General features: G+C 64.3%; 18 protein-coding genes. 9 read left to right on the top strand and 9 right to left on the bottom strand.

Annotation, left to right across the window (positions count from 1 at the left end; genetic code table 11):
- Positions 1 to 53: 53 nt before the first annotated feature.
- The gene (locus AB7531_RS38525; protein ID WP_063985671.1) at positions 54 to 1,715 is read left to right on the top strand and encodes a thiamine pyrophosphate-binding protein; all 1,662 of its coding nucleotides are present in this window, start codon (positions 54 to 56) and stop codon (positions 1,713 to 1,715) included.
- A 226-nt stretch (positions 1,716 to 1,941) separates the two neighbouring features.
- On the opposite strand, the gene AB7531_RS38520 is transcribed toward AB7531_RS38525, so the two are convergent.
- Positions 1,942 to 3,321 (bottom strand): LLM class flavin-dependent oxidoreductase, encoded by a 1,380-nt coding sequence (locus tag AB7531_RS38520; RefSeq protein WP_063985670.1) that lies wholly within the window; start codon positions 3,319 to 3,321, stop codon positions 1,942 to 1,944.
- Between the two features lie 296 nt (positions 3,322 to 3,617).
- Between AB7531_RS38520 and AB7531_RS38515 the strand changes: the two genes are divergently transcribed.
- The 6 genes from AB7531_RS38515 to AB7531_RS38490 all read left to right on the top strand — a co-directional run bounded on the left by AB7531_RS38515 (position 3,618) and on the right by AB7531_RS38490 (position 9,499).
- A complete protein-coding gene (locus AB7531_RS38515) occupies positions 3,618 to 5,003 on the top strand; it encodes a M20 family metallopeptidase (protein WP_063985669.1) in 1,386 nt (461 codons plus the stop codon).
- A gap of 100 nt (positions 5,004 to 5,103) precedes the next feature.
- Complete coding sequence (locus tag AB7531_RS38510) at positions 5,104 to 6,015, top strand: amino acid ABC transporter substrate-binding protein (RefSeq protein ID WP_063985668.1); 912 nt, start codon at positions 5,104 to 5,106, stop codon at positions 6,013 to 6,015.
- A gap of 245 nt (positions 6,016 to 6,260) precedes the next feature.
- Entirely contained in the window at positions 6,261 to 6,992 is a 732-nt protein-coding gene (locus AB7531_RS38505) for an amino acid ABC transporter permease (RefSeq protein ID WP_063985667.1), read from the top strand.
- Between the two features lie 4 nt (positions 6,993 to 6,996).
- Positions 6,997 to 7,689 (top strand): amino acid ABC transporter permease, encoded by a 693-nt coding sequence (locus tag AB7531_RS38500; protein ID WP_063985666.1) that lies wholly within the window; start codon positions 6,997 to 6,999, stop codon positions 7,687 to 7,689.
- A gap of 12 nt (positions 7,690 to 7,701) precedes the next feature.
- Positions 7,702 to 8,433: an amino acid ABC transporter ATP-binding protein gene (locus tag AB7531_RS38495; protein ID WP_014491857.1), complete on the top strand. Its 732-nt coding sequence runs from the start codon at positions 7,702 to 7,704 to the stop codon at positions 8,431 to 8,433.
- A 205-nt stretch (positions 8,434 to 8,638) separates the two neighbouring features.
- A complete protein-coding gene (locus AB7531_RS38490; protein WP_063985665.1) occupies positions 8,639 to 9,499 on the top strand; it encodes a D-amino-acid transaminase in 861 nt (286 codons plus the stop codon).
- A 140-nt stretch (positions 9,500 to 9,639) separates the two neighbouring features.
- On the opposite strand, the gene AB7531_RS38485 is transcribed toward AB7531_RS38490, so the two are convergent.
- The 3 genes from AB7531_RS38485 to AB7531_RS38475 all read right to left on the bottom strand — a co-directional run bounded on the left by AB7531_RS38485 (position 9,640) and on the right by AB7531_RS38475 (position 13,026).
- Positions 9,640 to 10,101, bottom strand: a complete 462-nt coding sequence (locus AB7531_RS38485; RefSeq protein ID WP_007615070.1) for a carboxymuconolactone decarboxylase family protein — start codon at positions 10,099 to 10,101, stop codon at positions 9,640 to 9,642.
- A gap of 40 nt (positions 10,102 to 10,141) precedes the next feature.
- Positions 10,142 to 11,758, bottom strand: a complete 1,617-nt coding sequence (locus AB7531_RS38480; RefSeq protein WP_063985664.1) for an MDR family MFS transporter — start codon at positions 11,756 to 11,758, stop codon at positions 10,142 to 10,144.
- Between the two features lie 116 nt (positions 11,759 to 11,874).
- Positions 11,875 to 13,026 carry an HlyD family secretion protein gene (locus AB7531_RS38475; protein WP_063985663.1) on the bottom strand — a complete coding sequence of 384 codons (1,152 nt, stop codon included), beginning with the start codon at positions 13,024 to 13,026 and terminating at the stop codon, positions 11,875 to 11,877.
- Positions 13,027 to 13,167: 141 nt separating this feature from the next.
- Here AB7531_RS38475 and AB7531_RS38470 point away from each other — a divergent pair, with 141 nt between their 5' ends.
- Positions 13,168 to 14,076: a LysR family transcriptional regulator gene (locus AB7531_RS38470; protein ID WP_063985662.1), complete on the top strand. Its 909-nt coding sequence runs from the start codon at positions 13,168 to 13,170 to the stop codon at positions 14,074 to 14,076.
- Between the two features lie 237 nt (positions 14,077 to 14,313).
- On the opposite strand, the gene iaaH is transcribed toward AB7531_RS38470, so the two are convergent.
- Both iaaH and AB7531_RS38460 read right to left on the bottom strand, forming a co-directional pair.
- Complete coding sequence (iaaH, locus tag AB7531_RS38465; RefSeq protein WP_063985661.1) at positions 14,314 to 15,732, bottom strand: indoleacetamide hydrolase; 1,419 nt, start codon at positions 15,730 to 15,732, stop codon at positions 14,314 to 14,316.
- 76 nt (positions 15,733 to 15,808) lie between these two features.
- Positions 15,809 to 19,258 carry an indolepyruvate ferredoxin oxidoreductase family protein gene (locus AB7531_RS38460; RefSeq protein WP_063985660.1) on the bottom strand — a complete coding sequence of 1,150 codons (3,450 nt, stop codon included), beginning with the start codon at positions 19,256 to 19,258 and terminating at the stop codon, positions 15,809 to 15,811.
- Positions 19,259 to 19,410: 152 nt separating this feature from the next.
- Between AB7531_RS38460 and AB7531_RS38455 the strand changes: the two genes are divergently transcribed.
- Positions 19,411 to 19,866: an Lrp/AsnC family transcriptional regulator gene (locus AB7531_RS38455; protein ID WP_014491864.1), complete on the top strand. Its 456-nt coding sequence runs from the start codon at positions 19,411 to 19,413 to the stop codon at positions 19,864 to 19,866.
- Between the two features lie 252 nt (positions 19,867 to 20,118).
- Here the strand turns inward: AB7531_RS38455 and AB7531_RS38450 are convergent, their stop codons facing one another.
- From AB7531_RS38450 to AB7531_RS38440, 3 genes are read right to left on the bottom strand one after another with little or no spacing between them, the layout of a single operon-like run.
- Positions 20,119 to 20,904: a fumarylacetoacetate hydrolase family protein gene (locus tag AB7531_RS38450; RefSeq protein WP_231143644.1), complete on the bottom strand. Its 786-nt coding sequence runs from the start codon at positions 20,902 to 20,904 to the stop codon at positions 20,119 to 20,121.
- 15 nt (positions 20,905 to 20,919) lie between these two features.
- Positions 20,920 to 22,287: an LLM class flavin-dependent oxidoreductase gene (locus AB7531_RS38445; RefSeq protein WP_028147946.1), complete on the bottom strand. Its 1,368-nt coding sequence runs from the start codon at positions 22,285 to 22,287 to the stop codon at positions 20,920 to 20,922.
- A gap of 19 nt (positions 22,288 to 22,306) precedes the next feature.
- A complete protein-coding gene (locus AB7531_RS38440; RefSeq protein WP_063985658.1) occupies positions 22,307 to 23,359 on the bottom strand; it encodes an Ldh family oxidoreductase in 1,053 nt (350 codons plus the stop codon).
- Positions 23,360 to 23,606: the final 247 nt, after the last annotated feature.

Genomic DNA, 23,606 nt, shown 5'->3' with positions numbered 1-23,606 from the left:
GTTCGGCCATCATGCCTCACCTTGCGGCAGCGCCCGCGGGGCCTGGAGGAAACATGAAGAACAAGATTACCGGCCGCTCCGCTTTTCTCGCGCTGCTCAAGGACGAGGGCATCACCCATCTGTTCGGCAATCCCGGCACCACCGAGCTGCCGATCATGCATGCGCTGAAGGACCATCCTGATCTCACCTATGTGATGGCAATGCAGGAGAGCCTGGTGGTGGCGATCGCGGATGGCTACAGCCGCGCCTCCGGCAAGCTCGTCGCCTGCAACGTCCATGTCGCGCCGGGGCTCGGCAACGCGATGGGCTCGCTCTACAACGCCCAGTTCACGGGCACGCCGATGATCCTGACCGCCGGCCAGCAGGAGCAGGGCCACGGCCTGATGGAGCCGGTGCTTTATGGCCCGCTGGTGCGGATGGCCGAGCCGCTGGTGAAATGGGCGGTCGAGGTGACGCGGCTGGAAGATCTGCCGCGCATCGTGCGCCGCGCCGCGAAGGTCGCGATGACGCCACCGACCGGGCCGGTGTTCATCTCGCTGCCGGGCGACATCCTCAACAGCGAGGCCGGCATCGATCTCGGCCGCTCCACCCGGATCGACGCCCGCGTAAAGCCGTCGGACGAGGCGCTGAAGGCGTTTGCCGCGCGGCTGCTCAAGGCCGAACGTCCCGTCATCGTCACCATGGACGAGGTGGTCAAGAGCGATGCGCTGAAGGAGGCCGCCGAACTCGCCGAGCTGCTTGGTGCGGCCGCCTATCAGTCCTCGACGCCCTACGGCTCGCATTTCCTCTCGGAAAGCCCGAGCTTCCTCGGCACGCTGGCCCGCGTGCAGAAGGTCGCGCGCGACATGCTTGCGCCGTATGACCTCCTGGTCGCACTCGGTGGCGATCCCTTGCGGATGTCGGTCTATAGCGAGGTCGATGCGCTGCCTGACGGACTCGGCATCGTGCAGATCGGCCTGGTCGATTGGGAGATCGCCAAGAACTACGGGGCTGAAATCGCGCTGAAGGCGGATCTGAAGGAAACGCTGCGGGCGCTGATCCCGGTGCTGAAGGAGATGGGCGGCGCTGCGCTGGCAAGCCGTGCAAAGCAGCGCCTCGCCGAACTCGCGCCCAAGAACTGGACCGCGCGGCGTGCCGCGCTGGTCGAGCAGATCGGCAAGAGCGCCGGCCGCAGCCCGATCGATCCGGATTTCCTGGTGCTGCAAATGATCGAGGCCATGCCCGATCATGCGATCCTCGTCGACGAAGGGCTCACCTCGAGCCGCCAGATCACGGCGCTGCGTCCGCATCGCGACCGCTTCGGCTATCATGGGCTTGCCTCCGGCGGCATCGGCTGGGGCCTGCCGGCCTCCGTCGGCGCCAGCATCGCCAATCCGGATCGCCCGGTGGTGTGCTTCTCCGGCGACGGCAGCGCGATGTATTCGATCCAGTCGCTGTGGACGGCGGCGCATCACAAGCTGCCGCTCAACGTCGTCATCGCCAACAATGGCGGCTACCGCATCATCAAGCAGCGCCTGCTCGCCTTCCATGGTGACGACAATTACGTCGGCATGGATTTCGTCGATCCGCCGGTGGATTTCGCAGGGATCGCGAAGGCGCTCGGCTGCGAGGCGATCAAGGTGAGTGATCCCCGTGAGCTGAAGGCGACGCTGTCGTCGGCGTTCAACCGCCCCGGAACGAAGCTGATCGAGGTAATAGTGGACGGGAAGCTGTAGCGCAGCGCGCCATCGCGTCGGTGCTCGCCACGTTCTCAGCTGTCATCGCCCGACTTGATCGGGCGATCCAGTATTCCAGAGACGGCTGTGATTCCTCGATAGGCCGCGGCGTACTGGATGCCCCGGTCCCGGCTCCGCCAAGGCTACGCCGGGGCCACAAGGGTGCTCGGCCGCCGAAGCCTTTTGGCGAAGGCGGCAAGCCGGGGCATGACAGCGTACCTCGCGGCTAACCCTTCTTCCCCACCCGATACCCCGCAGCCGGATGCGGCGCACCGAGCCTTGCGCGGCCGTCGCCGAACAGCTTCTCCCGCAATGTGCCCTTTGCGTATTCCGGCTTGTAGCGGCCGCGCTTGGTCAGCTCCGGCACCAGCATGTCGGCGATGTCCTCGAAATCGCCGGGCGAGATCGCGAACGCGACATTCAGCCCGTCGACGTCGGTCTTCTCGAACCAATCCTCGATCTTGTCGGCGACGCTCTCGGGCGTGCCGACCACGACCGGGCCGGCGCCACCGATGCCGACATGCTCGATGACGTCGCGGACGGTCCAGACGCGGTCGGGGTCGCCGCGCGTGACGTTGTCGAGTGCGCTGCGGCCGGCATCGTTCTGGACGTGACGCACCTGCTGGTCGAGCTCGTAGCCGGAGAAGTCGATGCCGGTCCATCCCGACATCAGGGCCAGCGCGCCTTCCGGACTGATATGCGACCGGTAGTCGGCATACTTGGCCGCCGCTTCGGCTTCCGTGTTGCCGAGGATGATCGTCATCATGTTGAACATCAGGATCTCCGCCGGGTTTCGGCCGAGCGCGGCGGCTTCCTGGCGGATCGCGGAGACGCGCGGCGCAATGATCTTGGCCGACGGTCCCGACATGAACACGCATTCGGCATGCTTCGCCGCGAACTGCCGCCCGCGCGGCGAGGTGCCGGCCTGGTACAGCACCGGCGTCCGCTGCGGCGACGGCTCGCTGAGGTGGATGGTGTTGTTGATGCGGTAATTCGCGCTCTCATGATTGATGCGATGAACCTTGCTCGGATCGGTGAAGATGCCGCGCGCCCGGTCGCGCAGCACGGCGTCGTCCTCCCAGCTGCCTTCCCATAGCTTGTAGACCACCTCCATATATTCGTCGGCGATGTCGTAGCGGTCGTCGTGTCCGGTCTGCTTGTCCTTGCCGGCGCCGCGCGCGGCGCTGTCGAGATAGCCGGTGACGACGTTCCAGCCGATCCGTCCCTCGGTGAGATGGTCGAGTGTCGACATCCGCCGCGCGAACGGGTAGGGCGGCTCGAAGGACAGGTTGCTGGTAACGCCGAAGCCGAGATTTTTCGTCACCGCCGCCATCGCCGAGAGCAGCAGCAGCGGCTCGTTCGACGGCGTCTGCGCTGCATTGCGCAAGGCCGCGTCAGGGCTGCTGCCATAGACGTCGTAGACGCCGAGCACGTCGGCCAGGAACAACCCGTCGAAACGGCCGCGTTCCAGCGTCCTGGCGAGATCGATCCAGTAGGGCAGGCGGTTATATTCGGCGGTGCGATCGCGCGGGTGGGTCCACAGCCCGGGTGATTGATGCGCGACGCAATTCATCGCAAAGGCGTTGAGCCTGATCTGCTTGGCCATGATGATCCCCCGGCGCCCTGTACCGAGCGCTCTTCGAATGATAAACGTGCGCCTCAACTTGGCGAAGTTCTTGCATATTCTTGGCCCTTGGCAAGGGCCAAGAATAGAAAGGCTTGCGCTTGGCAAGGCCAAAATCAGCGGCGCTCCCGCTCTTGGCAAGCCAATCTCAAGAGAGCAAGAACGAAATCGCAAGAGAACTACAAGAGAACTCCAAGAACTGTCCAAGTCCCCGCCACTTTCGAAGGGCTACCTGTCTCAGGTAAGGTCCTTCGTCCCAACGCCTCGAAAAACCAGCCATGACCAGAGCCGACGCCATCTCCCGCGCCCGTGAGGATTTCAAATCCGGCGCGTTCCTCGCTGAACTCGACCGCCGCGTCGCCTTCAAGACCGAAAGCCAGAATCCGTCGCGCGGCGCCGAACTGCGTTCCTATCTGGAACAGGAGATGATCCCCTCCTTTGCTGCGCTCGACTTTACCAGCCGCATCGTCGAATCCCCGAGCGGCAAGGCGCCGTTCCTGTTCGCCGAGCATCATGAGAGCGCGTCAGCGCCAACCGTGCTGATCTACGGCCATGGTGACGTCGTCGACGGCATGGAGGGGGAGTGGCGCGACGGCCGCGATCCCTGGCGCACGACGGTTGCGGGCACGCGGCTCTATGGCCGTGGCACCGCCGACAACAAGGGCCAGCACAGCATCAACATGGCGGCACTCCGCGCGGTGCGCGAGGCCCGCGGCGGCAAGCTCGGCTTCAACGCAAAATTCATCGTCGAAATGGGCGAGGAGATCGGCTCGCCCGATCTCGGCAAGGTCTGCGACCTCAATCGCGATGCGCTCAAGGCCGATCTGTTCATGGCGTCCGACGGACCGCGCCTGTCGGCCGACCGGCCGACCTTGTTCCTGGGCTGCCGTGGCGGCATCCGCATTCATCTCGACGTCAATCTGCGCGACGGCGGCCATCATTCCGGCAATTGGGGCGGCGTGCTCGCCAACCCCGCGACCATTCTCGTCAACGCGATCTCGACGCTGGTCGACGGCCATGGCCGGCTTCAGCTCGACGCGCTGAAGCCGCCGCGGCTCACCAACCAGATCCGCAGCTATCTCGCCGACGTGCAGGTGGTGCCGACCGAGGACGAGCCGGCGCTCGCGGAGAACTGGGGCGAGGAAGGGCTGTCGGCCGCCGAGCGGCTCTATGCCTGGAACACGCTCGAAGTGCTGGCGATGTCGTCCGGTAATATCGAGAAGCCCGCGAATGCCATCCCCGGCCACGCCAATGCCGTGCTGCAACTGCGTTTCGTGGTCGGCACCAAGGTCGACGGCCTGATCGATGCCGTCCGCGCGCATCTGGTGCAAAAGGGTTTTCCGATGGTCGAGGTACGGGCCGCCCAGAGCTTTGCGGCGTCGCGCACCGATTTCGACAGCCCCTGGATCACATGGGCGGCGGATTCGGTGAAAGAGACCACCGGCAAGGCGCCGGCCGTTTTGCCGAATTTCGGCGGCTCGCTGCCCAACGACGTGTTTTCCGAGATCCTGGGCCTGCCGACGATCTGGGTCCCGCACTCCTATCCCGGCTGCTCCCAGCATGCGCCCAATGAGCACATCCTGCTGCCATTGACCGAAGAGGCCTTGACGGTGATGGCCGGGCTGTTCTGGGATCTCGGGGAATTGCCCAAGCCACTCGGCTGAGCCATTAACCTGAGCCGCAATCCAGCCGAAAGTCACATTCTAATCCGGCCCAATCTGTGCTTGCATCCGGGCCGCATCATCCTGAAAGGGGAATAAAAAAGTGAGACATTTCCGTAGCATCGGCCTCGCGCTCGCCGCGACCTTCGCCGTCAGCCAGGCCGGGGCCCAGGAGCTGACCGGCACGCTGAAGAACATCAAGGACACCGGCGCCATCACGCTCGGCTTCCGCGATTCCTCGATCCCGTTCTCCTATCTCGACGACAACCAGAAGCCCGTCGGGTTCGCGATGGACATCTGCTACAAGATCGTCGACGCCGTGAAGAAGGAGCTCAAGCTCGACAAGCTCGAGGTCAAGCTCAATCCGGTGACTTCGGCGACCCGTATTCCGCTGATGGCCAACGGCACGATCGACCTCGAATGCGGCTCGACCACCAACAATGCCGACCGCCAAAAGCAGGTGGCCTTCACCAACACGCACTATCTGACTGCCAGCCGCTACGTCTTCAAGAAGTCGAGCGGCCTGAAGTCGATCGACGATCTCAAGGGCAAGACGGTGGTCTCCACCGCCGGCACCACCAACATCAAGCAGCTCACCGAGGCCAATGTCGCGAAGAGCCTGGGTGCCAATATCATCCCGGCCAAAGACCATGCCGAGGCCTTCCTGATGGTCGAGACCGACCGCGCGGTCGCCTTCGTGATGGACGACGTTCTGCTCGCGAGCCTCGTTGCCGGCTCGAAGACGCCGGACGACTATGTCATCTCCAAGGACGCGTTCTCCAAGCCTGAGCCCTACGGCATCATGCTGCGCAAGGACGACGCGCCGTTCAAGAAGGTGGTCGATGCAGCAACCGCTGCGCTCTACACCTCCGGCGAGGGCCTGAAAATCTACGATAAGTGGTTCACGGCCAAGATCCCGCCGAAGGGCCTCAACCTCAACACCCCGATCTCGGCCGAGCTGAAGAACGAGTTCGCGAAACCTTCGGACTCGCCGAACCCGGACGACTATAAGTAAGATGCTGTTTGCCTCTCCCCGCGTGCGGGGAGAGGCCGGAATTCGCGCGGGACGCGCGGATTCCGGGTGAGGGGGACTCTCCACGAGTCCAACTATCACCTCCCTGGTGGAGAGCCCCCCTCACCCGAACCCTCTCCCCGCAAGCGGGGAGAGGGAAGATACTCCGGCCATTCTGGAGGGAGAGTGGCCGGACATTTGCATAGGCGCCGGGACATCCATAGCTGGCGCGTTCGCGCGGGGGACACGTGAACTACCACTGGAACTGGGGAATCTTCTTCGAGCCGAACCCGATGGGGACCGGCACCTATCTCGATATGCTGCTGTCGGGACTGGTGTTGACCCTCAAGACGGCGGCGCTCGCCTGGATCATCGCGCTGATCTTCGGCTCGCTCGTCGGCGTCATGCGCACGCTGCCGTCCAAGGGCGCCTACTGGTTCGGCTTCTGCTGGGTCGAGTTCTTCCGCAACATGCCGCTGCTGGTGCAGCTGTTCCTGTGGTTCTTCGTGCTGCCGGAATTGCTGCCGAAGGCCGCCGGCCTCTGGCTGAAGCAGCTGCCGAACGCGCCGTTCTGGACGGCCGCGATCGGCATCGGCTTCTTCATGTCGGCCCGCGTCGCGATACAATTGCAGGCCGGTATCGGCTCGCTGCCGCGCGGCCAAAAAATGGCGGCGACCGCGCTCGGGCTGACCACCGTGCAAGGCTATCGCTACGTGCTGCTGCCGATGGCGTTCCGCATCATCCTGCCGCCGCTGACCTCCGAGTTCCTCAACACCATCAAGAACACCGCTGTCGCCATCACGATCGGCCTGATCGAGTTGACTGGTCAGGCGCGCTCGATGCAGGAATTCTCGTTCCAGGTGTTCGAGGCTTTCACGGCCGCGACCTTGCTCTATCTCCTTGTCAACGCCATTGTCGTGACGGCGATGCGCTTCCTCGAGCGCTGGGTCGCGATCCCCGGCTACATTACGGGGAAATAGCACCATGTTCAGCAATCTCGATTTCGAGGTCATCCGCCGCTCGCTGCCCTATCTGTTCTACGAGGGCATGACCTTCACGGTGACGCTGACGGCGCTCGCCGCCTTCGGCGGCCTGATCTTCGGCACGGCGATCGCCCTGATGCGGCTGTCCGGCTACAAGACACTCGGGCGCATCGCGGGTGTCTATGTCGACTTCATGCGCTCGCTGCCGCTGGTGCTGGTGATCTTCTGGTTCTATTTCCTGGTGCCCTATATCGGGCAGTGGGTGACCGGCGCCTCGCGTCCGATCAGCGTCGGCGCGTTCGCATCCTCGCTCATCACCTTCATCATGTTCGAGGCGGCGTACTTCTCCGAGATCATGCGCGCCGGGATCCAGTCGATCTCGCGCGGCCAGCCGGCCGCCGCCAACGCGCTCGGCCTGACTTACGCGCAGACCATGCGCTACGTCGTGCTGCCGCAGGCGTTCCGCAACATGCTGCCGGTGCTGCTGACGCAGACCATCGTGCTGTTCCAGGACACCTCGCTGGTCTATGTGCTGTCGATCCCGGACTTCCTCGGCGCGGCCAGCAAGGTCGCGCAGCGCGATGGCCGTCTGGTCGAGATGTATCTGTTTGCCGCCGTCGTCTACTTCACCATTTCCTGCATCGCGTCTTTCGGCGTTCGCCGCCTCCAGTCGCGCATCGCCATCATTCGATAGAGCGCATCGGTCATGATCGAAATCAGCCACGTCAACAAATGGTACACCCCGACCTTCCAGGTGCTGACCGACTGCACCACCAGCGTGACCAAGGGCGAGGTCGTCGTGGTCTGCGGCCCCTCGGGCTCGGGCAAGTCGACGCTGATCAAATGCGTCAATGCGCTGGAGCCGTTCCAGGAGGGCGACATCAGCGTCGACGGCACCAAGGTCAATGACCCCAAGACCAATTTGCCGAAACTGCGTTCGCGCGTCGGCATGGTGTTCCAGCACTTCGAGCTGTTCCCGCACCTGAAGATCATCGACAACCTCTGCCTCGCGCAGCAGAAGGTGCTGGGACGGTCGTCCGACACGGCTGTGGCAAAGGGTATGCAGCTCCTGGACCGCGTCGGCTTGAAGGAGCAGGCGCAGAAATTTCCGGCGCAGCTCTCCGGCGGCCAGCAGCAGCGCGTCGCGATCGCCCGCGCGCTTGCCATGGACCCGATCGTCATGCTGTTCGATGAGCCGACCTCGGCGCTCGACCCCGAGATGGTGAGCGAGGTGCTCGACGTCATGGTCGATCTCGCCCGCGAAGGCATGACCATGATGGTCGTCACCCACGAGATGGGCTTTGCCCGCAAGGTCGCCAACCGCGTCATCTTCATGGACCGCGGCGAGATCGTCGAGGACGCGGCGAAGGAGGACTTCTTCGGCAAGCCGCGCAGCGACCGCGCGCAGAAGTTCCTGTCGAAGATTTTGTCGCATTAACCTCTGCTGTCGTTCCGGGACGCGCCTCGTGGCGCGGGTCCGGAATCCATAACCACCGGCCGGGGTTATGGATTCTCTGATGCGCAATTGCGCATCAAAGCTCGTCGCTTCGCGCCGCCCCGGAATGACGGGTTGAGGGTTTCGTGGCCCCAACAAATCCCGTATACGAACTGGCAAATTCCCCACTCCCGCCAGGAGACCTGCCTTGGACTCGATCGCCTACGTCAACGGCTCATTCGTCCCGCTCTCGGACGCCAAGATCTCGGTGCTTGATCGCGGCTTCCTGTTCGCCGACGGCATCTACGAGGTCTCGGCCGTGCTCGACGGCAAGCTGGTCGACAATGCTTCGCACCTGACGCGCCTGGAGCGCTCGGTCGGCGAGATCAAGCTGAAGTTGCCGGAGACGGTCGAGCGCATCACCGAGCTCCAGAAGGAGCTGATCGCGCGCAACAAGGTCGAGAACGGCCTCGTCTATCTGCAGGTCACGCGCGGCGCCGACAAGGGCCGCGACTTCGCCTTTCCCAAGGGCGACGTCAAGTCGAGCCTGGTGATGTTCACCTCCGAGAAGGACATCATCAACGCCGCCTCGGCCAAGACCGGCATCAACGTGATCACCGTGCCTGACATCCGCTGGGAGCGGCGCGACATCAAGAGCGTGGCACTGCTCGCGCAGGTTCTGGCGAAGCAGGCCGCGGCCGAAGCCGGCGCCGGCGAGGCCTGGATGCTGGAAGACGGCTACGTCACCGAGGGCGGCTCGTCCTCGGCGTTCATCCTGACCAAGGACGACGTCATCGTGACCCGCAAGAACTCCAACGCGATCCTGCCGGGCTGCACCCGCAAGGCCGTGGTGGCGCTCGCCGAAGAGCGGCAGCTCCGCGTCGAGGAACGTTCCTTCACGGTCGCCGAGGCGCTCGCCGCCAAGGAAGCCTTCGCCACCTCGGCGTCGCTGTTCGTCCAGCCGGTGGTTGCGATCGACGGCAAGAAGGTCGCCGACGGCAAGCCCGGCCCGATGGCCACGCGTCTGCGGGAGATCTATATCGAGTTCGCCAAGGCGACGGCGGTTTAGGCCGCAAACTCCGCTATCGTAGGGTGGGCAAAGCGAAGCGTGCCCACCACTCCTTCAGCGAAGGCGTCAGAAGACGTGGGCACGGCGCAAGTGCGCCTTTGCCCACCCTACGAGATTTGCGCGCAAGGCGGCGTTGCGGCCTACGCCACCGACGCCTTCACCTTCACCGGATGGACCGCGCGGAACGCGATCGCGATTCGGTTCCAGGCATTGATGGCCCCGATCAGCATCGTCAGGTTCACCGTCTCCGCATCGGAGAATTGCGCGCGGACCTGCTCGTAGACGTCGTCCGGCGCGTGGGTCTCGGAGATCAGCGTCACTGATTCCGTCCAGGCCAGCGCGGCACGCTCGCGATCGGTATAGAGCGGGGATTCCCGCCAGGCGTTGAGCAGATAGATGCGCTGTTCGGTCTCGCCGCGCTTGCGGGCGTCCTCGGTGTGCATGTTGATGCAGAAGGCGCAGCCGTTGATCTGCGACGCCCGGATCTTGACGAGCTCGATCAGCGATTTCTCGAGTCCCGTGGACTGGATCTGCTCCTCCAGCGCCATCAGCGCCTTCATCGTGTCGGGGGCGGCCTGGTAGAAGTTCATGCGGGGTTTCATGGTCGTTCTCCTTTGCTTGAGTTAGTCTCTTGGGTTGATCTCAGTGAGCTCCGCCAGCCGAGGTCTGGCCGGGTTTCTTCAGGAAGAATACGGCGATCAGGGCCACGATCAGCGCCATGCCGAGCAGATAGAAGGTGTCGCTGAAGGCGAAGATGTAAGCCTGCTTCTGCACGGTGTGGCCGATCGCGACATAGGCGCGATGCGCGGCGTCGGCGCGGTCGAGCACGCCGTGATTGATGAAGTACTGCGTGAGCTGCTCCAGCCGCGTCCGCGTCGCCTGCTCGAACACCGAGACCGACTGCATCAGCACGTTGGAGTGATATTGCTCGCGCTTGGTCAGCAAGGTCTGAAGCAGCGCGATGCCGACGGCGCCGCCGAGATTGCGCATCATGTTGAACAGGCCCGAGGCCGAGCCAGCATTCTCCGCTTCGATGCCGGCGGTCGCCACAGCCGACAACGGCGCCATCACGAGCGCTTGGCCGATCGCACGGACGACATTGGGCCACAACAGCTGGTCGGCAGCGTAATCGTTGGTCATATAAATGTTCAGGAAGTTCGAGGCCGCGAACAGGACGAAGCCGACGCCGATGATGATCCGCGCGTCGAACTTCTGCATCAGGCGCGGCACCAGCGGGATCAGCACGAGTTGCGGCAGTCCGGTCCAGGCCAGCACCATGCCGATCTGCTCGGCATTGTAGCCCTGGATGCGCGCCAGATATTGCGGGAGGATGAACACCGAACCGTAGAGCGCGACACCGAGCAGGAAGTTCGCGAGCATGCCGAAGCCGAAATTGCGGCGCACCAGCAGGCGCAAATTGAGCAGCGGCTTCTTCGCCGTGAGCTCGATGATCAGGAAGGCGGTCAGCGCAGCGGCCGCGATGACCGACAGCTTGACGATGAAAGGCGAGCCGAACCAGTCGTCCTTGTTGCCCTCTTCCAGCACGGTCTGAAGCGCCGACAGGCCGATCGCCATGGTGATGATGCCGGCCCAGTCGCCCTCGCGGAGCAGCGCAAGCTTCATGGGCTTGGCGTCGAGTGCGTACCAGAGCATGCCGACCATGATCGCGCCGGGCACGAGGTTGACGTAGAAGATGTACTGCCAGCCGAAATTCTCGGTGAGATAGCCGCCGATGGTCGGGCCGATCGCCGGTGCGAACGTCGCCGACAGCGCGAACAGCGCGAGGCCGACGGGCTGCTTCGCCCGAGGCAACAGCGTGATGATGAGCGTGAAGGCCATCGGGATCAGCACGCCGCCGGTGAAACCCTGCACCGCGCGCAGCACGATCATTTGCGGCAGGTCCTGCGCTAGCGCGCAGGCCGCGGACAGAACCAGGAACAGGACCGCATTGGTGAGCAGATAGATGCGGATCGAGAACACCTGCGCGAGCCAGCCGGAGAGCGGGATCACCACGATCTCGGCGATCAGATAAGAGGTCGAGATCCAGCCGCCATCGTCGATACCGGCGCCGATCGCGCCCTGAATGTCGGCGAGCGAAGCGTTGACGATCTGGATGTTCAGCACCGCCATGAAGGCGCCGAGAGTCGCGCCGATCACCGCGATCCAGGTCTTTGCGGAAACGGCCGGCGTCGCGGGCGCAGCAGGGGCGGGAATGCTGGCAGCGGAGGCGGCGTCGGCGGTCGGTTGGAGCGTGCTCATGGAAGCCTCGTCTCGGTCATGGAGACAGGATGCATTAGGCGGTTGGTTTCGATAATCGAGGAAGCGTGGGAAGGATCGTCCGGCAGGACTTGATAATCCTGCCGGTCTTCCTCGCCTCAGCCGCCGTTCGGGCGGGGTGTGTTGTCGGCGAGGCGCTTGGCCGTCTCGCGCTCGGCCAGCACAGTCGCCTTGGTGTCGATGGTCGGCACCGCCGACATGCCGGGCCTGAGCAGGCCGGTCAGGCTGTGGTCGTCGAGCACGATCTTCACCGGCACGCGTTGCACGATCTTGGTGAAATTTCCGGTGGCGTTATCGGGCGGCAGCAGCGCGAATTCAAGTCCGCTGGCCGGCGAAAGGCTGTCGACGTGACCGCGCAGCGTGCGGTTGCGAAAACTGTCGACCTGCAGCTCGACCGGCTGGCCCGCACGCACATGCGTGAGCTGCGTCTCCTTGAAGTTCGCGACGACATAGACCGCATCGAGCGGCACCACCGCCATCAATTGCGTGCCGGCCTGCACATACTGGCCGACGCGTAATGAGCGTGCACCGACCGTGCCGTCCACCGGTGCGGTGATCTCGGTGTAGGACAGGTTCAGCTCTGCCTGCTGTGCGACCGCGCGCGCCCGTTCGAGCTGCGCCGTGGCCTGGGCGCGCTGGGTGGTGAGCACATCGACCTTGCGCTGTGCGGCCACCAGGCCCGACTTGGCGTGCTGCAATTGGGCGTTGCTGGCGCGCAGCGCCGCATCGGTCTGTTGCGCACGCTGGATCGTGCCGGAGCCCGACTTCATCAGGTCGTCGTATCGGGCGCGTTCCTCCTGGGCGAATTTCAGATTGGCGTCGGCCGCGGCCACGTCGGCCGTGCTCTGCTCGATGATCGGCTGCTGCAGCTCGAGCTGGGCGTCGATGTTGCGCACCGAGGCTTCGCCGGCGGCGACGTCGGCGCGGGCCTGGTCGAGCGCGGCTTTGAAGTCGCGGTCGTCGATCTTGGCGAGGAGCTGGCCGGCCCGGACCTTCTCGTTGTCGCCAACCAGCACCTTCGCGATGTAGCCGGAAACCTTGGGGGCGACGATGGTGGAATCCGCCTTCACATAGGCGTCGTCGGTGGATTCGAGATAGCGGCCGGTGCTCAGGTAGTTATAGCCGAAGTCGCCGGCCGCGGCGATTCCGAGGGCCAGTGCCAAGCCGATGGCCGCCCGCTTGATCGCCTGCCGGGACGGGCGAAAGCTGATTTTCTGATTGGTTTCAGTGACATAAGAAGCGTTCGACATGGCATCCTCGGAATTCCAAACCGCCCCGGTCCGAACGGTGCGCCGTTGATGCCGGCAAGATGCGCTGTCTTCCCGCTTGTGATAATCCCGGAAGAAATGGAAGCATTATCCACCCATAGCGGATAATCCGGAGCCAGACCGATGGACCGCTTCACCAGTCTCACCGCCTTCGTCCGGGTGGTCGAAAATGGCGGATTTTCCGCCGCCGCCCGCCGGCTCAACATGTCCACGACCATGGTGAGCAACCACGTCCAGGCGCTGGAGGACCGGCTCGGGGTTCGGCTGCTGAACCGCACCACGCGAAAAGTCAGCCTCACCGAAATCGGCAAGGCCTATTACGACCGCTCGACGCAGATCCTCGCCGATCTCGAACAAGCCGATGACATCGCCGGCGCGCTGCAATTGACGCCGCGCGGCACGCTGCGCATTCACACCGCAACCCACATGGTGCCGTTCGTCGCGCCCGTGATGGCCGAATTCCTCGCGACCTATCCGGAGGTGAAGGTCGATCTGCGCATGGGCGAGACCAATGTCGACCTGATCGAGGAGGGCTTTGATCTCGCGCTGCGCATGGTCGCGCCGCCGGACTCCAGCCTGATCGTGCGGAGCCTGGCGACCTGGCGGCACGTGCTGTGCTGCTCGCACGGCTATATCGAGGCGCATGGGCGCGTGCAGACGCTCGAAGAGCTTGCCGGGCACAATTGCGTGCGCCACATCAACTATCCCTTCGACGAGTGGCGCTTCTTCGATCGTAAGGGCACGCCGGCGTCGGTGCGCGTCTCCGGCAACCTGATCACCAACAGCGGCGAAGCGCTCCGTGAGGCGGCGCTACAGGGCGCCGGCATCAGTCTTGCGGCCGGCTTTCTGGTGGGGGATGACCTTGATGCGGGCCGGCTGGTGCGCCTCCTGCCGGAGTACCGGCCGGTCGAGATGTCGATGAACGCGGTCTATCCGCATCGGCATCATCTGTCGGCGAAGGTCAGGACCTTCATCGACATGCTCGTCCAGCACAGCGCCGAGCAGCAGAAGCTGATCAATCCGTATGCGTGAGACGTCGTCGGTCCTCATCCTGAGGAGCGCGGAGCGCGCGTCTCGAAGGATGAAGGCCCTGCTGGTGGCCTCGCCCTTCGAGACGCTTGCTTCGCAAGCTCCTCAGGGTGAGGAGATAGATATATGTTCGCCTCAAGCGGCAGAGCCGTAGGGTGGGCAAAGGCGCGAAGCGCCGTGCCCACCACCCATCAATGATAGGTGGTGGGCACGCTTCGCTTTGCCCACCCTACGAGAGCGTCAACGCGGTGCGGGCAGTCGTCCGAACACGCTGTCGAGCGCCACGCCGATCGCGAGCAAGCGGCGATCGCTTCCCGCAGGACCATCCAACTCAAGTCCGATCGGCAATTTGCTTGTCGCGCCAAGCGCGATCGGGATCTGGACACCGGGAATGCCGGCATTGCTGCCGGGATCGGTGTTCTGGATGCTCAGGCCGAAATTCTCGAGACTGCTGGCGTCCGGATTGGAGGCAATTGCAACGCGCGGCGTGGTCGGGAAGGCGACGGCGTCGAGCTTGTTGCTGGCAAACGTATTGCCGTAGAGCGCCTGAAGCGCGGGGCGGGCGGTCTTGATTGCGGCGTCATAGATCGGCCTCGCGTCGAACAGCGCGTTGTCGGGGCCGGGCAGTTTTCGCGGGATCACCATGCCATCATAGATGCTTTTCACGTCGGCGCTGGAGATCTTCTCTGCCAGCGCCTCGATGCTGAGGCCGGTCCCGGTGTGCTTGAGATAGGCGACCATGTCGTCATAGGCCTCATACAGCGCGACGGGAAAGCTGACCTGGCCGTTGAGTTCGGCGAGCTCAGGCATCTCGATCTCGACGACCGTGACGCCCTTCGCCTTCGCTTTTGCGATCGCCGTGTGGAACGCGGCTTCCGTATCGGCGTCGAGATTGGTCAGCATCGCGTTCGCGATGCCGATCCGCACCTGCTTCAGATCAGCCGGCGCAACCTCGTCGCCGCCGGCGATCACGCGATCGAGCAGCGCGACATCCGCCATCGTCGCGGCCATGGGCCCCGCGGTGTCGCGGGTGTGCGAGATCGGCGCAATACCCTCTTGCGGATAGCGCCCGACCGTCGGGCGCAACGCGGCGCATCCGTTCAGCGCGGCGGGGACACGGACCGATCCGCCGGTGTCGGTTCCGAGCCCGCCCGTGACGATTCGCGCGCCGAGCGCGGCGCCCGTGCCGGACGAGGAGCCGCCGGCGATCAGCGTGCGGTCATAAGCGTTGCGCACGCCGAACTCCGCGCCGGTCTTGAACGCGGTGTTGTAGCCGGAGATGCCGAAGGCGAGCTCATGCATGCTGGTCTTGCCGATGATGACGGCGCCTGCAGCCCGCAGCTTCGCAACCACCGGTGCGTCAGCATTCGGAATGTAGTCCTTCAGTGCCGGTGTGCCGGCGCTGCAGGGCAGTCCCGCGACCTCGATATTGTCCTTGATCACGATGGGCACGCCGCCGAGCGGCTTTGTCCTGTCGCCCGTCGCGTCGAATGCGGCGGCGGCTTTCAGGGCGCCCGCTTCGTCCAGGGTGACGAAGGCATTGAGCTCGGCATGGGCTTTGGCGCGGCTCAGTGCTTCCGTCGTGAGTGCGGTACTCGTGACTTTCCCGGCGCGCAGGTCGGCGACGGCCTGACTCAGGGTCAACTGGTCCAAATCCATGATGCGTCATCCGATTGCAGGGGCGCCAACAGGGTGCCGCCTAAAGTCCGGAGGCTGAGGCCTCACTGGTGCCGCGTCAACCGTGGGCGTGCATCTTTTGCGTTACCGACGTCGTCAAATTCGTGAGCAGCCGCTCGACCTCGGGCTTCACCTTGGCGATCGCGGTGTCCTTCACTGGTCCGTAGCCGCGGATCTCCATCGGCGCTTTTGCGACGGCAACGAGGTCGGGAAGATGTGCTGCCTCGAGCTGGCCGAGCATGCGTTCGATCAGGCCTTCATACCAGGCGATCAATTCCCGTTCAGTGCGCCGCTCATTCGTGTAGCCGAATGGATCGAACGGCGTTCCGCGTAATCCCTTCAACCGCGCCAGCATGGCGAGCGGCATCTGGATCCACTGGCCGAAAGCGCGCTTGCGCGGACGGCCGCGTGCGTCAGGTTTTGACGGCAGGAACGGCGGCGCGAGATGATATTGGATGCGAAAACCGTCCTCGAACTCGCGCTTCAGCTCGCCGAGGAAGCCGCTCTGCATGTGCAGACGCGCCACCTCGTATTCGTCCTTGTAGGCCATCAGCTTGAACAGGGCGCGCGCGACCGCCTCGGTCAGCACCTCACTGCTCAGAGCGGCTTCGGCCCGGCGGACCCTCGCGACGGTCGCCCGAAAGCGCATCGCATAGGCGGCGTCTTGATAGGCGGCGAGGAAATCGGCGCGGCGATCGATGATCTGATCGAGCGTCTCGGCTTCGAGCGCTTCGTCACTCCCCGGCAAAAACTCCGGATCGGCCGCGGCGATCCGGCCCCAGGCAAAGGCCTGCTTGTTGCGTTCGACCGCGACGCCGTTGAGCTCGATCGCGCGCAGCAGCGCTTGCAGCGCGACCGGCACAAGCCCGTGCTGCCAGGCAAAGCCGAGCATGATGATGTTGGCATAGACGGCATCGCCGAGCAGCCGCTCGGCGAGCGCGTTGACGTTGATGGTGTCGAGATTGTCGTTGCCAATGACTTGTCGGATCGCGCGCAGGCGGGCGGGCGAGGCAAGGTCGGCGTCGCGGAAGCGGACGACGTCGCCGGTCGGCATCTCCGCGGTGTTGATGGCGGCGCGTGTGCCGCGGTGATAGGTGCCGGACGCCTTAGGTGAGGAACTGACGACGAGGTCGCAGCCGATCAGCGCGTCGGCCGCGCCCTGGTCGATGCGGACCTGGTGCAACGCGTCCGGACTTGACGCAAGGCGGATGAAGCTCAGCACGGGACCAAATTTCTGTGCAAAGCCGGTGAAATCCAGCACGGAGACGCCACGCCGCTCCAGATGCGCGGCCATGCCGATCAGCGCGCCGACCGTGATCACGCCGGTGCCGCCGACGCCGGTCACGAGCAAATCGTAGGGACGATCGAGCGTGGCGGGAGCGGGCAGGGGAAGCGTAGCCGCGCGACCGACGGCGTCGGTCTCGCTCGCGGTCTTTTTCCGGCGCGTCGCGCCTTCGACGGTGACGAAGCTTGGGCAAAAGCCGTTGAGGCAGGAAAAATCCTTGTTGCAGGACGAGAGGTTGATCTGGCGCTTGCGACCGAACGGCGTCTCCTTTGGCTCGACACTGAGGCAGTTGGATTCGACCGAGCAGTCGCCGCAGCCTTCGCAGACGAGATCGTTGATATAGGCAAAGCGCCTTGGGTCGGCCATCTGTCCGCGTTTGCGCCGGCGACGCTTCTCGGTGGCGCAGGTCTGCTGATAGATCAGGACGGAGACGCCGGAAATGTCTCGCAGCTCGCGCTGCACGGCGTCCATCTCCTCGCGCGGATGGATGGTCACGCCGATCGGCAGGTCTGCCGGCAAGAACTGCGCGGGATCGTCCGACACCAGCGCGATGCGTCCCACGCCTTCGGCGCGAACGCTGTGGGCGATGGCATGCACGCTGATGGGACCGTCGACCGGCTGGCCGCCGGTCATCGCCACGGCATCGTTGAACAGGATCTTGTAGGTGATGTTGGCCCTGGCGGCGATCGCCTGCCGGATCGCCATCGAGCCGGAGTGGTAGTAGGTGCCTTCGCCGAGATTCTGGAACACGTGCTTGTGGCCGGTGAAGCGTGACGACGCCGCCCAGTTGACGCCTTCGCCGCCCATCTGGATCAGCGAGGAGGTCTCGCGGTCCATCCAGCTCGCCATGAAATGGCAGCCGATGCCGGCTAACGCCTTGGAGCCTTCCGGCACCTTCGTCGACGTGTTGTGCGGACATCCGGAGCAGAAATACGGCGTGCGCGTCGCACCGCTGACGTTGATCGTGCGCGCGGCCTCGGGCATCAAGGCGGCCGCGCGCGCGGCGAGATTGAGGCCTGGGAACATCGGGTCGAGCCGGCGTGCGAGCACGCCAGCAAGCGCACGCGGCGACAATTCGCCGATCCAGGAGATCAGCCGCGCCCCTCGCTCGTCGTGCTTGCCGACCATGCGCTCGGGCTTTGAGCCTGGATAGTCGTAAAAATATTCCTTGAACTGGCTCTCGATGATGCCGCGCTTTTCCTCGACGACGAGGATCTCGCGCTTGCCCTTCACGAAGTCCATCGCGTCATGCAGCGCCAGCGGCCAGACCATGCCGACCTTGTAGACGTCGATCCCGATGTTGCGGCAGGCCGCTTCATCCAGGCCCATCAGCCGCAGGGCCTCCATCAGGTCGAGATGCGCCTTGCCCGTCGTGACGATGCCGTAAGTGGCGTTGGGAATATCGTAGATGTGGCGATCGATCGGATTGGCTTTTGCAAAGGCGTAAACCGCGTGCTTCTTCGCCTCCAGCCGCTCCTCGATCTGGGGGCCCGGCAGGTCGGGCCAGCGATAGTGCAGTCCGCCCGGTGGCGGCGTGAAATCGGGCGTGTTGAAGACGCGTGGCGGGCGCAGCGCGACGGATGCACCTGACTCCACGATTTCCGAAATCGCCTTGAAGCCGACCCACATGCCGGAGAAGCGGCTCAGCGCGTAGCCGTATTCGCCGAACTCCAGATATTCGCTGACGCTTGCGGGGTGCAGCGTCGGCATGAACCAGCTCATGAAGGCGACATCGGACTGGTGCGGCATCGAGGAGGAGACGCAGCCATGGTCGTCGCCGGCGACAACCAGCACGCCGCCACGCGGCGAGGAGCCATAGGCGTTGCCGTGCTTGAGGGCGTCGCCGGAGCGATCGACGCCGGGGCCCTTGCCGTACCAAAGTCCGAACACGCCATCGACTTCGCGATCTGCCTGCGTCTCTACCTGCTGCGAGCCGAGCACTGCTGTTGCCGCGAGGTCCTCGTTCACCGCGGGGAGAAATTCGATGCGATCCCGCTTCAGCCGCTCCTGGATGCGCCAGAGCTCGAGATCGACGCCGCCGAGCGGCGAGCCGCGATAGCCGGAGATGAAGCCGGCGGTGTTCAGCCCGGCGGCGCGGTCGCGCCGCGCCTGGTTGAGCGCGATGCGGACGATCGCCTGCGTGCCCGTGAGGAAGACGCGCCCCTCTTCGCGGTCGTAGCGGTCTGAGAGCTCGTAGCTGTCGAGTGATGGAACGGCGTCCATGGCGGACCTCGTGCGGCATCCTGCCTGATGACGGAAGGGTATGCCGGGGAGGCTGGTAGGTCTTGCCTATTCACCCTGTCTTGATCGATAATTCGGTAAAATTTTGCGGAGGATGGCATAATTCGGTAGAAGTTACCGAATCGGGGGCTTCCATGATTGAAGAGCAGGACGCGCGGATTCTCGCCCATCTCCAGACGGACGGCCGCGCCACCAACCAGCAGCTCGCCGACGAGGTCGGCATGTCCACCTCGGCGTGCTGGCGCCGGGTGCGTGCGCTGGAGGAGGCCGGCGTCATCCAGGGCTATGCCGCGCTGATCGCGCGCGAGCAGGCGGGCTTTGCGATGTCGGCCATCCTGCATGTCTCGCTGGAGCGGCACGATGCCAAATTCGTCGACGAGTTCGTCGCGCGGGTGACCACGCGGCGCGAAGTGCTGGAGTGTTTCGCGACCACGGGCGACGCCGACTATCATTTGCGCGTCGTCGTGCAGGACATGGCGGCCTACAACAGATTCCTCGACGAGTTCATGTTCCGCATTCCCGGCATCCGCTACGTCCGCAGCAACGTGGTGCTGAAGGAGATCAAGACGAGTGTGGCGCTGCCGTTTTGATTGCGCGGGAAGTGCCGTGGTGCCGTAGGGTGGGCAAAGGCGCGCTTGCGCCGTGCCCACCATCTCGCCTCCATTACGAATGCGGTGGGCACGCTTCGCTTTGCCCACCCTACGGCACTGTTGATTTCGCGGCGTATACAACTCTATCTCCTCACCCTGAGGAGGCCGCGCAGCGGCCGTCTCGAAGGGCGAGGCCACAGTCGGGCCTTCATCCTTCGAGACGCTTGCTTCGCAAGCTCCTCAGGATGAGGACTACCGCTGCTCCCGCACAAACCTGTTCCGCAACGTCCCTACGCCCGTGATGTCGATCTCCACCACGTCGCCGTGCCCGATGTCAGGCGAGGCGCCGTCCGTGCCCATCCAGATCACGTCGCCGGGCCACAGCGTGAAGTACTTGGTCAGCTCGACCAGGAACGGCACCACGCCGAAGATCATGTCGTTGGTGTAGAAGCGGTTGGTCTCCTTGCCGTTGACCCGGACGACGGTTTCCATTTTCGCCAGATTGGCCTCGGTTTCGATCCAAGGGCCCATCGGCTTGAACGTGTCGGCGTTCTTCGAGCGCCACAGGCTGCGGTCGGCCTTCTGCCAGCTGCGTTCGCTGACGTCGTTGCCGATGGTGTAGCCGAACACGCAATCCATCGCATTCTGCTTGGTGAGATGCTTCACCTTCTTGCCGATCACGACGACGAGCTCGCCTTCATAGTGGATCTTGTCCGTCGCAAAGGACGGGATCACGACGTCCTCGTCATGCGCGATCAGCGCGTTCTGGGCGCGGTAGCCGATCTCGGGTCTATCAGGGACGGCCGGCACCTCGCCGCGCTTGTCGGCGGCTTCCTTCAGGTGCTTCAGATAGTTCAAGCCGACGCAATAGAAGGTGCGCGGGATTAGCGGCAGCTCGATCCGAACTTGTGCCAGCGGATGCGTGCGCGAGGTGCGCTGCCATTCGCCAAAGGGATCGCCGTCGACCGCGATCACCTGGTCGCCCTCGACAATTCCCCAGGAGGTCTTGTCCGAGACAGTGAATCTCAGCCAGCGCATGCTCTGTCCTCGTTGTTATTCCGCGGCATCGCGCGGCTGCACCTTCCAGGCGCCGGCCGCGGGCCGCTTCAGCCCGAGATTTTCGCGGAGTGTCTTGCCCCGATACTCCTTCTGGAACAAGCCGCGCCGTTGCAGCTCCGGCACGACGTGTTGCACGAAGTCCGCATAGGAGCCGGGCACATAGGTCGCGGCGATGACAAAGCCGTCGCAGCCACGCTCGACGAACATCTCTTCCAGTCTGTCCGCAATCTCCTTGGGACCGCCGACCATGGCGTCGTGGACCTGGCCGCGGCCGGAAAAGGTGACGAAGTCGCGCGCGCTCGGATTGCTCTTGCCGGAATTCTTCAGCACGCCGTCGCGGAGGCCCAGAATGCCCTGCATGCTCTTCAGATCGTCCGTCGTCAACGGCTCGTCGAGGTCCTTGGAGGCGAAGTCGTAATTGAGCGCTTCGGCAAGTAGCGACAGCGCGTCGATCTCGAGCGGCAGTTTGTTGATCAGCGCCATCTTGTCCTCAGCCTCGGCCCTGGTCGCGGCGCAGACCGGCGTCGTCAAATTGCAAAGGCGCATCTGATCGGGATCGCGGCCAGCCTTGGCTGCCTCGTTTCGAACGGCGGCATAACCTTCCTTGGCACCAGCGAGATTGCGCGCGGCCGTGAAGATCACCTCGCCCCAATGGCCGGCAAAGCGTTGGCCGCGGCCGGATGCGCCGGCCTGGATGATGACGGGATGGCCCTGGTCCGAGCGCGGGACCGTGAAGGGACCACGGGACTTGAAGGCCGCCCCCTTGTGATCGAGCCGCTTCACCTTGGCCGGATCGGCAAAACGGCCGCTCTTCTTGTCCATGATGAGCGCGCCGTCTTCCCAGGTGTCCCAATGCCCGAGCACGACCTCCATGAATTCGTCGGCGCGGTCGTAGCGCGAATCATGTTCGGGATGGGAATCGCGACCCATGTTGAGCGCCTCGCCGTCATTGAGCGAGGTGACGACGTTCCAGCCCGCGCGCCCGCCGGACATCAAATCGAGGGTCGCGAAGCGGCGGGCGACGTCGAACGGCTCGTAATAGGTGGTCGAGCAAGTGGCGCCGAGGCCGAGCTTGTCGGTGACCATGCCCATCGTGGTCAGCACGATCAGCGGATCCATCTTCACGCAGCGGATGCCGTATTCGACGGTGTGGGCATGATCGTTGCCGTAGCGGTCCGGCATCGCCAGCCGATCGTCGAAGAACGCCATGTGGAACTTGCCGGCTTCGAGGATCTTGGCGATCTCCTGATAATAGTCCGCCGACATCGAATCGTCGCGCGAGTCCGGATGCCGCCACGAGCTCGGCAAATTCGTGCAGTTCTGCGCCTGGAGGAAGCCGACCAGTACCATCTGCCGCGTCATGCTGTTCTCCCAAATTCCGTCAGGCCAGATCAAGGACGGTGTCGAGCCGGTACTCGCGCGCCAGCGCGCGCAGCTTTTCCCAGGTCGCATCCTCGATCTCGATGCCGTCGCGCAGGCGTTGCTGCTCGCGCAACCCCTCGATCTCGCCGGGATAGTACACGCCCTTGCTGCCTTCGGAGGGCGGCGTCGATTTCAGATAGTGCGCGAATTCGGCGACCTCGCGCTTGAATTCCTTCAGCGGACGGAACGCGGCGACGTTGAACACCGCCATGAAGCATCCGTCATTGTGACGTCCGGTCGGTTCGACGCCGAAGCCGAGACCGGTCAGCAGGCCGCACAGCACCTCGACCATGGCGGCGAGGCCGCTGCCCTTGTAGCCCTCGGTGCCGCCGAGCGGCAGCAGCGCGCCGCCCTTGCGATATTGCGTGGGGTCGGTGGTGTGCCGTCCCTCGGCATCGATGATCCACCCCGTCGGAATCTCCTCGCCGCGGGCGACCGCGAGCTGGATCTTGCCGGCCGCAACCGCCGAGGTTGCCATGTCGAGATAGAACGGCGCATCCAGATCGGACGGCACCGCGATCGAGATCGGGTTGGTGCCGAGCCTAGCCTCCTTGCCCCCGAACGGCGCCACGTGCTTTGGCGAGCGGCCGGAATCCGCCGTCGCAATCCCGATCATGCCTTCGCGCATCGCCATCAACGGATAGGCGGCGAGGCGACCGACATGGCTTTGCCGGAATACGGTGCAGGCGGCAACGTTCGCCGTCTTCGCCTTCTCGATCGTCAGCGCCATCGCCTTGGCGTTGACGTGGAAGCCGAACCCCCACTGGCCGTCGATCACCGTCGTGGTCGGCGATTCCTGGACGATGGTCCATTTGGCGCCGGGCACGATGTGGCCGGCCTTGATGCGGTCGATGTAGGTCGGAACCGCGATCACACCGTGGGAGTCGTGACCGGCGAGGTTGGCGTTGACGCAGCCTGTGGCCACCGCATCGGCCTCTTCGTCGGAAGCTCCGGCGGCACGGAGCAGCGCGGCGCTGATGAGCGTGAGGCGGTCGGTCTTGACGACGGGCATGGCGTTCCCTCGGCATTCTGCCCTTAACGGGCTGCTTGTTGGGAGCCATCGTCTCAAAGCGTGGGAGCGATATCAATCTCCCGTAAACCAATACAGGGCTGCAAAATCGTAAAGAGAGCGCGCCTTCGTCGAAGAATCCTCCCGTGCGGCGGCATTCCCGACAGTTTGGCGCCGGCCGTTCGCAGCTCATTCACTTTGATCGCGGGTTTGCAGCGCGCAATAACGACCACTTAGGCCGTCGCCGTTC

This window comes from Bradyrhizobium sp. 63_E2_N1_3 (assembly GCF_052076005.1).
GTDB lineage: Bacteria > Pseudomonadota > Alphaproteobacteria > Rhizobiales > Xanthobacteraceae > Bradyrhizobium > Bradyrhizobium barranii.
The sequence above is the reverse complement of the archived record's forward strand: the minus strand, read 5'-3'. Positions and strand labels throughout refer to the sequence as shown.